Consider the following 13,407-nt stretch of genomic DNA (forward strand, 5'->3'; position numbering starts at 1 on the left):
GGCGCGAGCCGGGCGTGCGGCTGCACATCGCCAAGGACATCCCCGTCGCGGGCGGCATGGCGGGCGGCAGCGCCGACGCGGCGGGCGCGCTGCTGGCCTGCGACGCGCTGTGGGGCACGTCGACGCCGCGTGAGGAACTGCTGGCGCTCTGCGCGGAATTGGGCTCGGACGTCCCGTTCAGCCTGGTCGGCGGCGCGGCGCTGGGGCGCGGGCGGGGCGAGTTGCTGACGCCGCTGGAGACCGGCGGCACCTTCCACTGGGTGTTCGCCGTCGCGGACGGCGGCCTGTCCACGCCGTCCGTCTACCGCGAGTGCGACCGGCTCCGCGAAGCCGGAGGTACAGCGGGCGGTACGGGGTCGGCCGAGGCCGACGTCCCGGCCCCCGAGCCCTCGGGCCCGCTGCTCGACGCGCTCCGTACGGGCGACGCCGCCGCCCTCGCCGGGGCGCTCTCCAACGATCTGCAGGCGGCGGCGATTTCGCTGCGGCCTTCGCTGGCCGACACGCTGAAGACGGGCACCGCCGCCGGGGCTCTCGCCGCGCTGGTATCCGGCTCGGGGCCGACGTGCGCGTTCCTCGCGGAGGATGCGGCCTCGGCGTCCGCCGTCGCGGCCGCGCTCACCGCTTCGGGCACCTGCCGCGCCACCCGCATCACGACGTCCCCGGCCCCGGGTGCGACGCTTCTCTAGTGCCGTGACCGGCAGTGTTTGCCCGTCAAGGAGCGTCGTCCAGTGCGTGCGATCGCAAGGCGGCAGGAAGTCCTTGTAGTGGAGCTACCAGGGCTTTTGGCCAACGCGGCGTGGGGGCACCTCCCGGCCGAAGGCTGGGGGAGTGCGTGATGGGCGGCGCGACAGGGCAAACACTGCCGGGAGGGGCACTAAAGCGTGTCCGGCATGCCCATCTGCTGCTGGAAGCCGGTGTTGACGGCGGTGATGCCGCCGTCGACGGACAGCGTGCAGCCCGTGATCCAGGCGGCGTCGGAGGAGGCCAGGAAGGCCACGGCCGCCGCGACGTCCTCGGGACGGCCAACCCGGCCCAGCGGATAGACCGAGGACGCCCGCTCCAGAGCCGCCTCCCGGCCCGCCCAGGCCGCGGTGTGCACCGTGCCGGGGGCCACGAGGTTGACGCGTACGCCGCGCGGGCCGCCGTCTCCCGCCAGGGTCCGGGTGAGACTGGCCAGACCCGCCTTGGCGGCGCTGTAGGCGTGGTTGCCGAAGTCCTGGATGCCGTTGACGGAGCCGATGCTGACGATCGCGCCGCGGCCTCCGGCCGCCGCCAGGTGCGGCATCGCCGCGCGCGCGCAGCGGAACGCACCGGTGAGGGTGGTGTCCAGATCGCGCTGCCAGATCTCGTCCGGTTCGTCCTCCAGCAGAGCGGCGTCGGCATGGCAGGCGTAGGCGTTGTTGACCAGCACGTCCAGGCCGCCGAAGCGGGCCACCGCGTGCGCCACCGCCGCCTCCACGGCCTGCCGGTCGCCCACGTCGCAGGCCAGCGAATCGGCCCGGCCACCCTCGGCCCGTATCCCGGCCGCGGCCTGCTCGGCCCGGGCGCCGTCCAGGTCGGTCACCAGTACGTGCGCGCCCTCGTCCGCCAGCCGCCGGGCGATGGCCGCACCGATCCCCTGTCCGGCGCCGGTGATCAGCGCCGCGTGTTCCTCGAACCGCCGCATCGGGCGAGGCTGACGCACCGGGAGCGGCACGGTCAGCCGTCCTGTGCGCGGCGCCGGGCGGCCCGCGCCAGCGGAATCACCCGGGCCAGCACGGCGTCGGGATCGCACTCCGCCTCCGGTTCCAGATCCGCCGGCTCCGGCTCCGCTTCGGGAATCGGGTCCGGCTCCGGTCCGGCGCAGGCGGCGGGCTCAGCTGCCCCGGCCGCCTCGTCGGCGACGGCCGTGGGCACCGGCCTGCGCCGGCCTCCTCCCTGGAGGGCCCGCAGCGCGTCCGCCACGGATTCCCCGGTCACCTCGGCACGGATGCGCGCCAGCCGCAGCCGGTACGCCGTGAGGCTCCCGGCCGGACCGGGGCCGTCGTCCATGGCGATGCTCACGCCTTCCTTCCGACTCCCGCGTACAGCGCGGCACTCCGGAGCACCTCGGTCTCGTCCTCGGTGCGGTCGGCCGGCCCGTCGGGGCGCCAGTCGTGCGCGGCCGTCAGACCCGGTTCCAGCATCTCCAGTCCTTCGAAGAAACCCTGCACTTCCTGACTGGTCCGGAATTCTACCGTCGTACCGCCCGCGTCGTAGATCTGTTTGACACCCTGCCAGGCCGCCGCGTCGAAGTCGGCGGTGCAGTGCGAGAGCACCAAGAAGCTGCCAGGGGCCAGTTGGCCGACCAGGTTCCGCACGATCTCGTACGGCTTCCGGTCGTCCGGGACGAAGTGCAAGAGCGCGACGAGCGACAGCGCGACCGGCTTGTCCAGGTCGATGATCTCGCGCAGCTGCGGAGCGTCGAGTATCGCGTCCTCGCGCACATCGGCGCTGATGTAGGCGGTGCGGCCCTGCGGGGCGCTGCGCATCAGGACGTGGGCGTACTCCAGCACGGTCGCGTCGTGGTCGGCGTAGACGACGCGGAATTCCGGGGCCGCCTCCTGGGCGACCTGGTGGAGATTGGGCGCGGTCGGAATGCCCGTGCCGATGTCGACGAACTGCCGGATGCCGTACTCGGAGGCGAGCAGGCGGGTGGCACGTGCATGAAGGTGCGGTTGGTCTGCGCGGTCCGGCGAATGTGCGGGCAGACCTTCAGCACCCGTTCGGCGGCTTCCTCATCGACCGGATACCAGTCCTTGCCACCGAGGTAGTAGTCGTACATCCGGGCCGAGTGCGGCCTGCTGGTGTCTATCTCCGGCTTGCCGGACGTGGTCATCTCTCGTTCCCCTTCACCGGTTGGCGTACCGCCCCCGAATCTCGGCCTGTCGAACTCAGCCCATCAAGAAGTCGGCGTCCCCCGACTTCGCTCCCCGGATGAAGGCGGTGATCTCGTCCGGGGTGTAGAGCAGCGCGGGCCCGTCCGGGTCGGTGGACTGCCGCAGCGCCACCCGGCCGTCGGGAAGCTTCTTCGCCTCCACGCAGGCGCCTCCGTTCTGGCCGCTCCAGGGCTTGTGCCAGCCCTCGGCACCCAGTTCTCGCGCGGGCATGCCGTTGTAGGCACGGCCGGGCGTCCGGCCAGGGACAGCTTCGGGGGGGTTCATTTGCCGAACTCCTTGCGCAGATGGTTCAGATACGTCCGGGGATCCGGCACGCATTCGGCGGCCAGCAACGAGACACGCGTGAGCGCCTCCAGGTGCATGACCACATCGGGCCGCTGATCCAGATACACCGCACTGGTCAGCCCGACTTCGGTATAGACGATGTCCTGCAACTCCGGTTCCCTGAAGCGGAAATAGGTCAGATGACCCCCCGTACCCGGATGCGGGCCGGCCGACAGCGGCAGAATCCGCAGCGAGACATGGGGCCACTCACTCGCCTCGATGATCCGGTCCAGCTGTGCCCGCATCACCTGCGGGTCACCGACCTGACGCCGTAGCGCCGCCTCCTCCAGCACCACCCACAGCGTCGGTGCGTCCGGCCGGCTCAGCAGCGCCTGCCGCCGCATCCGCAGATCGACCCGGTGCTCCAGGTCCTCCCGCGAGGCGTGCGGGAATCCGGCCCGGATGACCTCCCGGGCGTAGTCCCGGGTCTGCAACAGCCCCGTCACGTAGTGCGGTTCGTAGACCCGGATGACCTGCGCGTCGGTCTCGAGACTCACATACGCGCGGAACCAGTCGGGCAGCGCGTCGCGAAAGGGATACCACCAGCCGGGGGCGTTGGCCTGCTCGGCCATCGCGATGAACTCGCCGATCTCGCCGTCCCCGGCCCCGTACAGCCGCAGCAGTTCCTTGACGTAGGGGACCTTCAGGCCCACCTGCGCGTTCTCCATCCGCCTGATGGTCAGATGGTTCACCCGCAGCGCCTTCGCCGCGTCCTCGAGCCGGACCTTTCGGCCCTCCCGCAGCTCCTTGAGCCGCTTGCCCAGGATGATGCGGAGCACCGTGGGGGCTCTCGAACCGGTGGTCAGTGCGTCGGTCACGCTGTACCTCCCGACGGGTCAACTCACCTTGCTTCATTGCTCCTTCACTCTGAAATTATCAGAGGGAACCTTGCCGGTCGAAGACCTCACCACTCATAGTGACCATGTGCCCTCCATGAGCGTGCCCCCCACGCGCCTCCCCCAGCGGCTCTCCATCGACCACGCCCGTACGGCCTCACACGCCCTGCGGCTCCCGGCCGAGGACGTCAGCGTCCCCCGGGCCCGGCGTGCCCTGGACCGCTGGCTGCGCCTGCGCGGCGCGTCCCGGGACGTCCGCGAGCGGGCGGCCCTCGTCCTGTCCGAGCTGGCCACCAACGCCGTGACCCACACCGACAGTTCATGGATCGTGTGCGGCGCGGCACTGTGCCCGAAGGGCACGGTCCGGGTGGAGGTGCACGACGACGACACCAGCAGCCGGACACCCCGACGCCACAGCCCGACAGCCGACAAGGAGAGCGGCCGGGGCCTGCACATCGTGGCGGCACTGGCCGCGCGGTGGGGCGTGACGGCCTCCTCGGTAACCCGGGGTAACGCCGTATGGGCTCAGCTCCCGTCCTGACGTCTACGAGTCGATGACCGCCCGAAGCGCCCGTACCAGCGCGTGGGCGCGGGGGTCGGAGGTGACCGAGCGCTGCATGGCACTCGTGACGTACGCGAAGGCGGTGCCCGACCCGGGGTCGGCGAAGGCCAGCGAACCGCCGCGCCCCGGGTGCCCGAACGAGCCCGGCCCGAGCATGGGCGCGCCCGCGCCGTGCAGCATGAACCCCAGTCCGAACCGGGAGTTGACCACCAGCACCCGGTCCGGACCCGCCGACTCCTGGGAGCGGGCCTGGGTCAGGGTCGCGGGTGTGAAGAGGCCTCTGCCGCCGTCCGGCAGCGGCCCGATCAGGGCGGCGTAGAAGCGGGCGAGCGAACGGGCGGTGGCGACGGCCCCAGAGCCGGGCAGGCCGGCCGCGAGAAGGGCGGGGTCGTTCTCGCCGGGGAACGGGTCGATGGCGCCGAAGGCGCGCCGGGTGAGTGAACCCGGGTCTGCCCAGGCTTCGGCGACGGCCCGCTTGGGCCGCACCCGCAGGCCGGCCGGTGCGGGTGGTTCGGGCGTCGGCACCGCCGCGAGCGGTGCCAGCCGCTCCGTGATCCCGGACTCCTCCGGCAGCCCGAACCACAGGTCGAGGCCGAGCGGTCGGGAGACCTGCTCCGCGAACCAGCGGCCCAGCGGCCGGCCGGTCGCGCGCAGCACGAGTTCGCCGATCAGCCAGCTGAAGGTGTGGGCGTGGTAGCCGTGCGCCATGCCCGGTTCCCAGGCGGGGGCCTGGGCGGCGAGGGCGGCCGGCCCGCTCACGCCGTCGACGGCCTGGGCGGGGGTGAGCGGGGTGGCGGGTGCGGGGAGCCCGGCCCGGTGTGCGAGCAGATGCCGTACGAGCACCCGCTCCTTCCCGTTCGCCTTGAACTCCGGCCAGTACACGCCGACCGGGGCGTCCAGGTCCAACTGGCCCCGCTGGTGGAGCAGATGCGGTACGGCGGCGGCCGGTCCCTTGGAGACGGAACGGACGACGGCCACGGTGTCGCGCCGCCAGCCCTCACCGCCCCACAGGTCGACGACGGTCCGCCCTTCCCGGAGCACCGTCAAGGCGGCGCCGGTGTCGCCGCGTTCACCGAAGTTCGCCGCGAAGGCGTCCCGGACCGGCTCGAATCCGTCCGCGACCGTGCCCTGGACGTCCACCACCTGCTCCGCGCCTCCACCCTTGTCCGTACCCGACCACCCCGACTGCCCCGCCGACCGTGCACCCTCCATGGTGCTACCGGCTCGGCGCGGTCACCGACCGGGGGTCGAATCCGAAGGGCAGCTCCAGGCGGTGGGCGGCCATCAGCTCCTCGTCGCAGAGGAGTTCCTGCGTGATGCCGTCCGCGACGACGACCCCGTCGCTGAGCACGACGGCACGGGGGCACAGCTGCAGCGCGTACGGCAGGTCGTGCGTGACCATCAGGACGGTGACGTCCAGCCCGGCCAGGATGCCGGCCAGTTCGCGGCGGGAGGCCGGGTCGAGGTTGGAGGACGGCTCGTCCAGGACGAGGATCTCCGGCCGCATGGCCAGCACGGTGGCCACGGCGACGCGGCGGCGCTGTCCGAAGGAGAGGTGGTGCGGCGGGCGGTCGGCGTAGGACTCCATGCCGACCTGGGTGAGCGCTTCGTGCACCCGCGCCGCCAGTTCCGGGCCGCGCAGCCCCGCCGTGGCGGGACCGAAGGCCACGTCCTCGCGGACCGTCGGCATGAACAGCTGGTCGTCGGGGTCCTGGAAGACGATGCCGACCCGCCGCCGGATCTCGGCGAGATGCCGGTCGCCGACCGGCAGTCCGGCGACGGCGACGGAACCGGCGCCCGCGGTGAGGATGCCGTTGAGGTGCAGCACGAGGGTGGTCTTGCCGGCACCGTTGGGGCCGAGCAGCGCGACGCGTTCACCGCGCGGGACGGTGAGGTCGACCCCGAACAGGGCCTGGTGCCCGTCGGGGTAGGCGTAGGCGAGGCCGGACACCTGGAGGGACGGGTGCGCGTCGCGGGAGTCGCCGCTGTCGTTGGTGTCGCTCGTACGGGTCACAGCGCCCATCCCATCAGGCAGACCGCGAGCGCGGCGAGCGGGAGGGCGGCGACCGCGGTCCACTGCGCGCGGGTGGCGGTCACCTCGTCGATGACCGGCATCGTGCCCGCGTAGCCGCGGCTGATCATGGCGAGATGGACCCGCTCACCGCGCTCGTAGGAGCGGATGAAGAGCGCGCCGGCGGACTTGGCCAGCACGCCCCACTGCCGTACGCCCGTCGCACGGAAGCCGCGGGAGAGCCGGGCGATGCGCATCCGGCGCATCTCGTCGGCGATGACGTCCCCGTAGCGGATCATGAAGGACGCGATCTGGACGAGCAGCGGCGGCAGCCTCAACCGCTGGAGGCCGAGCAGGAGTTCGCGCAGCTCGGTCGTCGAGGCGAGCAGAACGGAGGCGGCGACGCCGAGGGTGCCCTTGGCGAGGATGTTCCAGGCGCCCCACAGCCCGGACTCGGAGAGCGAGAGGCCCAGCACGGCGACGCGCGGGCCCGCCGCGACGAAGGGCATCAGAACGGCGAAGGCGACGAACGGCACCTCGATCAGCAGCCGCTTGAGCAGATAGCCCGGCGGTACCCGGGCCGCGCCCGCGACGGCCGCGAGCAGCACCGCGTACAGGCCGAAGGCCCACATCGCCTCGCGCGGCGTCGAGACGACGACGAGGACGAAGCAGAAGACGGCGGCGAGCTTGCAGTGCGGCGGCAACGCGTGCACGGGCGAGTGCCCGTGCCGGTAGAGCTTGTGCGCGTGGCCGGCGCCCATCTCAGGTGGCCGGCTGGTCGGTTGTGCCGCGCTCCTGGTGCTCCTGGTCGCGGCGGCGGCGTACGACGACGAAGACGCCGCTGCCGACCGCGAGGGTCGCGCCGACTCCGATGACGCCGGCGAGGCCGCCGGAGAGGCGGGTGTCGGCGATGTTCCTGACGCCGTAGTCGGCGAGCGGGGAGTCCTTGGCCGCGTGCTCCTCGGCCTGCTTGTCGATGCCGTTGTCGGCGGCGACCTTCTCCAGGCCGTCCGGGCTGGGGGACGCGTAGGAGCTGACGACGCCCGCGCAGAGCACGGCCGCGAGCAGACCGCCGAGCCAGAGCCTGCGGCCGGCCCGGGCGGCGACGGGGGCCGGAGCCGCCGGGACCCTGACCGGGGCGGAAGGCTTCTCGGACCCGGGCTCGGGCCCGGACTCGGGCTCGGGCTCTGACCCGGACGCCGGCTCCGCGCTCGGCACCGTGCCGCCGCCCGGCACCCCGACCGCCGCCGTCCGCAGCTCCAGGGGTGCGGCCGCGACGCCGCGCGCCCCGTGCACGAGGTCCGGGCGTACGGCGATGACCGCGCCGACCGTGGCGGCCGTGATCGCCGCCTCGCCGATGCCGATCAGCGTGTGCACCCCGGCCATCGCGGCGAACACCTTGCCCAGCGGTACGTCCGCCGTGCCGCCGACCGCATAGAGGCCCGTGAAGGCGACGGCCGCCGCGGGCACCGAGATCAGGGCCGCGACCAAGGAGGCCCCGGTGACGGCACCACGGCCACGCGGCAGGATCCGCAGCAGCCCGCGGAAGATCCCGTACGCGACGAGGACCGTCACCACACCCATGACGGTGATGTTCACGCCGAGCGCGGTCAGGCCGCCGTCGGCGAAGAGCACGCCCTGCATGAGCAGGACGACGGACACACAGAGCACTCCCGTGTACGGGCCGACGAGTATCGCGGCCAGCGCACCGCCCAGCAGATGTCCGCTGGTACCGGCCGCGACGGGGAAGTTCAGCATCTGGACGGCGAAGATGAACGCCGCGACGAGCCCGGCCAGCGGCGCGGTGCGCTCCCCCGCGATGCCGGCGGACCTGCCTGCGGCGGTGCCGAGTTCGCGGCGTGCGCCACGCAGCGAGAGGGCGACCGCCCCTGCCGCGGCCACACCCGCGGCGACCGAGACGGGGGCGTTGATGAATCCGTCCGGGACATGCATGACGACACCGCTCCGCTTCTCGAACCGCTGGCTGCTTCAGCCACCTTGGCAACCGTTTGATGATAGTGCCTACCTGCAAATAGATTGCAAGAACGGATGTTTGGCTCGAACACCGGGAACGGCGGCCCCGACCGGCGTTCGCGACGCGTTCGCGCCCCGTCCCGTCCGGTCGTGTGGTGGACCTCACCCCCCTCCGCAGGTGACTGTTGCCCTCCCTCAGGCGTCTGACAGTTCATGGGGCACCCGTGTCGGTGCGGCGGCGAAGCCGAACCGGCGAGCCCGGCCCCGATGACAGCGGCGACAGAGGAGCAGACGATGTCCGCAGAGTTCGAGCACACCGTGCAGGCCCGCTTGATCGCGGAGTCCCCCGCCGCCGGGACCCTCACCGCCGCCCTCCGCTACGACGGCGCCGACCCGCTCGCCGTCCGGATCGTCTTCCCCGCCGCCGCGTCCCTCGACGGGGCGGAGGTCGCCTGGGTGTTCGCACGCGACCTGCTGCAGGCGGGACTGCGCAGACCCGCCGGCGAGGGTGACGTGCACGTGTGGCCACGGGGCGGGGCGCACGTGGTGATCGAGCTGGTCACCCAGGAGGGCGTCGCTGTCGTCGAGTTCGAGAGCGCGGACCTGCGCCGTTTCCTGGTCCGCTCCTACGACGCGGTCCCCGCGGGCCGGGAACACCGGCTGCTGGACCTGGACTCCGGGCTGGCCGCCCTGCTGCGCGGCGTCTGAGCCGTCACCGTCCGGCCGCCGTCCGGCCGCCTTCACACCCGCACCCGAAGTGCGGGTCCGCGCCGCAGCGCGGACCCGCGTCGGCAGGCCCTGTCCCAGGCCCCTGCTAGACGTTGCTGGGCTCGTGGTCCCGCTGGTGCGGGATGCCGGGCGGGTCCTGACCCGTCGCGCCGCCGGAAGAGCCCCGCCCGTCGTTTTCGGTTTCCAGCCGGCGCCGCAGCCGCTCGCCCTCCACGTCGACGTTCGGCAGCAGCCGATCCAGCCAGCCCGGCAGCCACCACGCCTTGTCGCCGAGCAGGGCCAGGACCGCGGGCACGATCGCCATCCGGACGATGAAGGCGTCGAAGAGGATCGCGACGGCCAGCCCGAATCCCATCATCTTGATGATCGCTTCCGAGGCGCCGATGAACCCCGCGAAGACGCTGATCATGATGACCGCGGCGGCCATGACCACCCGCGCGCTCAGCTTGAAGCCGGAGACGATCGCCTTGCCCGGTGCTTCCCCCTGCACGTACGCCTCGCGCATCCGCGTCACCAGGAAGACCTCGTAGTCCATCGCGAGGCCGAAGATGACCCCGATCATGAAGATCGGCATCATGCTCATGATCGGCCCGGTCTGCTGTACGCCGATCAGCTCCGCCAGCCAGCCCCACTGGAAGACCGCCACCACGGCACCCAGCGCCGCGAGTACGGACAGCAGGAAGCCGAGCGCGGCCTTCAGCGGCACCAGCACCGAGCGGAAGACGAGCATCAGCAGCACGAAGGCGAGTCCGACGACGAGCGACAGATAGGGCACCAGCGCGTCGTTCATGATCTGCGAGAAGTCGACGGCGACGGCCGTGGCGCCGGTGACCAGCATGGTGGCGCCGGTGGCCGTACGCAGGGCGTCCGCCTGGTCGCGGATACTGCGCACCACCTGCTCCGTCCCGGAGCTGCTCGGCCCGTACTCCGCGACGGCGGTGAGGGTCGCGGTGTCGCCGCCCTTGTTGAAGACGGGGGGCGCGGCGGCGACGATGCCGTCCGTCTTCGCGATCCGGCGGGCGGCGTCCTTGGCCGCCGCCTTCGGATCGTCGCTCCCGCGCGCGTCGACGACGACCATCAACGGTCCGTTGAAGCCGGGGCCGAAGCCTTCGGAGAGCATGTCGTACGCCTTGCGCTGGGTGGTCTTGGTGGGCTGGTTGCCTTCGTCGGGCAGCCCCAGTTCCATGCTCGCCACCGGCACCGCGACGGCACCGAGCCCGAGCACCGCCACCGCGAGCACCATCAGCGGGCGGCGCAGTACGAAGCCCGCCCAGCGCTCGCCCGCGCCGGGCCGGGCACCGGCCGTACGTGCGTCGGGCACACCGGTCTCCGGGTTGGCCTTGCGTACCTTGCGGCCGTAGATGCGTTTGCCGACGATGCCGAGCGCCGCGGGCACCAGAGTGATCGCGACGAGGACGGCGATGACGACCGTGCCCGCCGCCGCGAAGCCCATCTTGGTGAGCAGCGGGATGTTGACCACGGCGAGTCCGGCCAGCGCGATCACGACCGTAAGACCGGCGAAGACCACAGCGGACCCCGCGGTGCCCACGGCACGGCCGGCCGCCTCCTCGCGTTCCCGGCCCTCGGTGAGCTCCGCGCGGTAGCGGGAGGCGATGAAGAGTGCGTAGTCGATGCCGACGGCGAGGCCGATCATCGTCGCGAGCGTCGAGGTGGTGGCCGACAGGCCGAGCGTGGCCCCCAGGGCGGTGATGCAGGAGATGCCGATCATCAGCCCCATCAGGGCCGTGATCAGGGGAAGTCCGGCGGCGATCAGCGAACCGAAGGTGAGGATGAGGACGACGGCGGCGACGGCGATGCCGAAGATCTCACCGTTGCCCATGTCCGGTTCGACGAACAGCGCGTCGCCGCCCGTCTCGACCGTGAGGCCCTCGGCCCGGCCCGTACGGGCGGCCGAGTCGATCTTCTCGCGCGTCGCGTCGGTGATCTTGTCGGCGGAGACCTTGTAGGTCACCGCGGCGTAGGCGGTGGTGCCATCCTTGCTGACGGCGCCGCTCTTGGGAGCGAAGGGGTTCGCGACGCCGGCGGCCTGGCCGCCGCTCAGTTCGCCGACGGTCTTCTCGACCGCGGCCCTGTTGTCGGTCGCGGTGATCTTCTCGCCGCTGGGCGCACGGAAGACCATGCGGGCGCTCGCACCCTCGGCGTTGGCGTCGGGGAAGCGTTCCTCCAGCACGTCGAAGGCCTGCTGGGCCTCCGTACCGGGAAGCGCGAAGTCGTCGTCGGGCGGATTCGAAGCGGTGGAGGCGCCCGTCACGGCCGCGACCAGTAACGCCACCCAGACGAGGGCGACGATACGGCGGCGGCGGAAGGCGAGTCTGCCGAGCTTGTACAGGAAGGTTGCCACGCGAGAGGTCTCCGGTCTCGGTCGGTCGGGCTCGGGTCAAATGCGGACGAAACCGACCGGACCGTTCCGCGAGTCCCCCGCGCATGCCGTGTCAGCTCATGCCGGAAGACGCCTGCCGACAGGTGAGGGATGAGTGCGCGGACGCGATGAGGCGTATGTCACACCTCGCCCCCCGCGTCGCTCGCGTCGCCCCTCGGTTGCCCCCGAGTTGCCGCGCCGCGATCCGGCTCGAAGCATGGCAAGCATGGTGATGAGTCAGCAGACCTCCGCATACCGGAGAATTCCGTCCTCTTCTGGAAGCACAGCGATCACCGCGACCACCGCGACCGGGCGGCGGCGGGGCCGGGGCGCGGTCGCCGGGCGCGAAAGGGGCCGCCGCCGTGCCTGACGACCCTCGGCAGCACCGGCCCCCGTATCTCCGCTACCCGCACCTGCACGGCGACCTTGTCTGCTTCGCCGCCGAGGACGACCTCTGGGTGGCGCCGCTCATCGCCTCGGATCCCCGGACCAAGCCCGCCGGGCCCGGTGGCCGGGGCACCCCGGGCGGCGATCCGGGGCGACGGGCCCGGCGGCTGACCGTGGACCGTACGCGCATCGACCGCCCGCGCTTCTCACCCGACGGACGGCTGATCGCCTTCACCACCTGGCGGAGCCTGGACCCCGAGGTCCATGTGGTCCCGGTCGGCGGCGGCCCGGCCCGCCGCCTCACCTACTGGGGCGCCTCCTACGCCCGCGTGTGCGGCTGGACCCCGGAGGGTGACGTGCTGGCGGTCGCCTCGCACGAACAGCCGTTCGCGCACAGCACCTGGTCCTACCGCCTCCGCACGGACGGCAGATCCGCCAGCCGCCTCCCCTGGGGACCGGTCGCGGACATCGCCGTCGCCGCCCTCGGCGGCGTCCGCCGCACCCTGCTGCTGACCGGCAAGCCGCCGCAGGAGCCCGCCGCCTGGAAGCGCTACCGGGGCGGGGCGACGGGACGGCTGTGGCTGCACGGCGAACGGCTGCTGCCCGAACTGGAAGGTCACCTGGACTCGGTGATGTTCCTGGGCGACCGCATCGCCTTCCTCTCCGACCACGAGGGCATCGGCAACCTCTACTCCTGCCACCCGGACGGCTCCGGCCTGCGCCGGCACACCGACCACGCCGACTTCTACGCACGGAACGCCTCCACCGACGGCCACCGCGTCGTCTACCAGTGCGCGGGAGAGGTGTGGATCGTCGACGACTTCTCACCGACGGGCCGGCCGCGCCGCCTGGAGATCACGCTGGGCGGCCCCCGCGCGGGGCGACGCCCGTACGAGGTGCCCGCCGCCGCACACCTCGACGCACTCGCCGTCGACACCACCGGTCGGGCCAGCGCGGTGTGCGTGCGCGGCAGCCTCTACTGGCTCACCCACCGCGACGGCCCCGCCCGCGCCATCGTGGACACCCCCGGGGTGCGGGTGCGGATGCCGCGGACACTCGGCGACACGGGAAAGATCGCGTACATCACGGACGCGACCGGCCAGGACGCCGTCGAGATCGTGGATCTGCCGCGCGCGACCCGCCCCAGCCCGCCCCGGCGGCTGGCAGCGGGCCGGCTGGGCCGGGCCCGCGAACTGGTGGCGTCCCCCGACGGCGGCACCCTGGCCGTCGCGAGCCACGACGGACGCCTCCTGCTGATCGACGTCAGCGCTCTCGCCGGTCTCGGG

General features: G+C 72.5%; 12 protein-coding genes and 2 pseudogenes. 4 read left to right on the forward strand and 10 right to left on the reverse strand.

Annotated features, from left to right (window positions below):
- On the forward strand, positions 1-686 hold a 686-nt coding region (locus ACRDP3_RS04320; protein ID WP_431515463.1), incomplete at its 5' end, for a 4-(cytidine 5'-diphospho)-2-C-methyl-D-erythritol kinase.
- 188 nt (positions 687-874) lie between these two features.
- Here the strand turns inward: ACRDP3_RS04320 and ACRDP3_RS04325 are convergent.
- The 5 genes and pseudogenes from ACRDP3_RS04325 to ACRDP3_RS04345 form a co-directional block, all read right to left on the reverse strand.
- A complete protein-coding gene (locus tag ACRDP3_RS04325) occupies positions 875-1,666 on the reverse strand; it encodes an SDR family NAD(P)-dependent oxidoreductase (protein ID WP_431515464.1) in 792 nt (263 codons plus the stop codon).
- A gap of 32 nt (positions 1,667-1,698) precedes the next feature.
- A complete protein-coding gene (locus ACRDP3_RS04330; protein WP_431515465.1) occupies positions 1,699-2,043 on the reverse strand; it encodes a hypothetical protein in 345 nt (114 codons plus the stop codon).
- Positions 2,040-2,857, reverse strand: a pseudogene (locus ACRDP3_RS04335) (SAM-dependent methyltransferase). The gene ACRDP3_RS04330 and the pseudogene ACRDP3_RS04335 overlap by 4 nt, the downstream one beginning before the upstream one ends.
- A 55-nt stretch (positions 2,858-2,912) precedes the next feature.
- Complete coding sequence (locus tag ACRDP3_RS04340; RefSeq protein ID WP_431515466.1) at positions 2,913-3,182, reverse strand: DUF397 domain-containing protein; 270 nt, start codon at positions 3,180-3,182, stop codon at positions 2,913-2,915.
- The gene (locus tag ACRDP3_RS04345) at positions 3,179-4,060 is read right to left on the reverse strand and encodes a helix-turn-helix domain-containing protein (protein WP_431515467.1); all 882 of its coding nucleotides are present in this window, start codon (positions 4,058-4,060) and stop codon (positions 3,179-3,181) included. Before ACRDP3_RS04345 ends, ACRDP3_RS04340 begins: the two co-directional genes overlap by 4 nt.
- 115 nt (positions 4,061-4,175) lie before the next feature.
- Here ACRDP3_RS04345 and ACRDP3_RS04350 point away from each other — a divergent pair, with 115 nt between their 5' ends.
- Positions 4,176-4,619, forward strand: a complete 444-nt coding sequence (locus ACRDP3_RS04350) for an ATP-binding protein (protein WP_431515468.1) — start codon at positions 4,176-4,178, stop codon at positions 4,617-4,619.
- A gap of 3 nt (positions 4,620-4,622) precedes the next feature.
- On the opposite strand, the gene ACRDP3_RS04355 is transcribed toward ACRDP3_RS04350, so the two are convergent.
- The 4 genes from ACRDP3_RS04355 to ACRDP3_RS04370 all read right to left on the reverse strand — a co-directional run bounded on the left by ACRDP3_RS04355 (position 4,623) and on the right by ACRDP3_RS04370 (position 8,604).
- Positions 4,623-5,780, reverse strand: coding sequence for a serine hydrolase domain-containing protein (locus tag ACRDP3_RS04355; RefSeq protein ID WP_431515474.1), 1,158 nt, complete (start codon positions 5,778-5,780; stop codon positions 4,623-4,625).
- Between the two features lie 76 nt (positions 5,781-5,856).
- Positions 5,857-6,663, reverse strand: coding sequence for an energy-coupling factor ABC transporter ATP-binding protein (locus ACRDP3_RS04360; protein WP_431515469.1), 807 nt, complete (start codon positions 6,661-6,663; stop codon positions 5,857-5,859).
- The gene (gene cbiQ / locus ACRDP3_RS04365) at positions 6,651-7,412 is read right to left on the reverse strand and encodes a cobalt ECF transporter T component CbiQ (protein ID WP_431515470.1); all 762 of its coding nucleotides are present in this window, start codon (positions 7,410-7,412) and stop codon (positions 6,651-6,653) included. The genes ACRDP3_RS04360 and cbiQ overlap by 13 nt, the downstream gene beginning before the upstream one ends.
- Position 7,413: 1 nt before the next feature.
- The gene (locus ACRDP3_RS04370; RefSeq protein ID WP_431515471.1) at positions 7,414-8,604 is read right to left on the reverse strand and encodes an energy-coupling factor ABC transporter permease; all 1,191 of its coding nucleotides are present in this window, start codon (positions 8,602-8,604) and stop codon (positions 7,414-7,416) included.
- Between the two features lie 315 nt (positions 8,605-8,919).
- Here ACRDP3_RS04370 and ACRDP3_RS04375 point away from each other — a divergent pair, with 315 nt between their 5' ends.
- The gene (locus ACRDP3_RS04375) at positions 8,920-9,333 is read left to right on the forward strand and encodes an SsgA family sporulation/cell division regulator (protein ID WP_431515472.1); all 414 of its coding nucleotides are present in this window, start codon (positions 8,920-8,922) and stop codon (positions 9,331-9,333) included.
- 106 nt (positions 9,334-9,439) lie between these two features.
- Here the strand turns inward: ACRDP3_RS04375 and ACRDP3_RS04380 are convergent, their stop codons facing one another.
- The gene (locus ACRDP3_RS04380) at positions 9,440-11,716 is read right to left on the reverse strand and encodes an MMPL family transporter (protein ID WP_431515473.1); all 2,277 of its coding nucleotides are present in this window, start codon (positions 11,714-11,716) and stop codon (positions 9,440-9,442) included.
- Positions 11,717-12,096: 380 nt separating this feature from the next.
- Between ACRDP3_RS04380 and ACRDP3_RS04385 the strand changes: the two are divergent.
- A pseudogene (locus ACRDP3_RS04385) lies at positions 12,097-13,407 on the forward strand (peptidase S41); the annotation flags it as partial.

Origin of the sequence: Streptomyces sp. (genome assembly GCF_050698815.1) — a bacterium.
In the GTDB taxonomy this organism is placed as follows: Bacteria; Actinomycetota; Actinomycetes; order Streptomycetales; family Streptomycetaceae; genus Streptomyces.

What these genes read in the sequence shown, in the direction of transcription:
- ACRDP3_RS04360 (WP_431515469.1), bottom strand. Translation starts at nt 6,663, where the DNA reads ATGGGCGCTGTGACCCGTACGAGCGACACCAACGACAGCGGCGACTCC.
- ACRDP3_RS04340 (WP_431515466.1), bottom strand. Translation starts at nt 3,182, where the DNA reads ATGAACCCCCCCGAAGCTGTCCCTGGCCGGACGCCCGGCCGTGCCTAC.
- ACRDP3_RS04370 (WP_431515471.1), bottom strand. Translation starts at nt 8,604, where the DNA reads ATGCATGTCCCGGACGGATTCATCAACGCCCCCGTCTCGGTCGCCGCG.
- ACRDP3_RS04375 (WP_431515472.1), top strand. Translation starts at nt 8,920, where the DNA reads ATGTCCGCAGAGTTCGAGCACACCGTGCAGGCCCGCTTGATCGCGGAG.
- cbiQ (WP_431515470.1), bottom strand. Translation starts at nt 7,412, where the DNA reads ATGGGCGCCGGCCACGCGCACAAGCTCTACCGGCACGGGCACTCGCCC.
- ACRDP3_RS04350 (WP_431515468.1), top strand. Translation starts at nt 4,176, where the DNA reads ATGAGCGTGCCCCCCACGCGCCTCCCCCAGCGGCTCTCCATCGACCAC.
- ACRDP3_RS04325 (WP_431515464.1), bottom strand. Translation starts at nt 1,666, where the DNA reads ATGCGGCGGTTCGAGGAACACGCGGCGCTGATCACCGGCGCCGGACAG.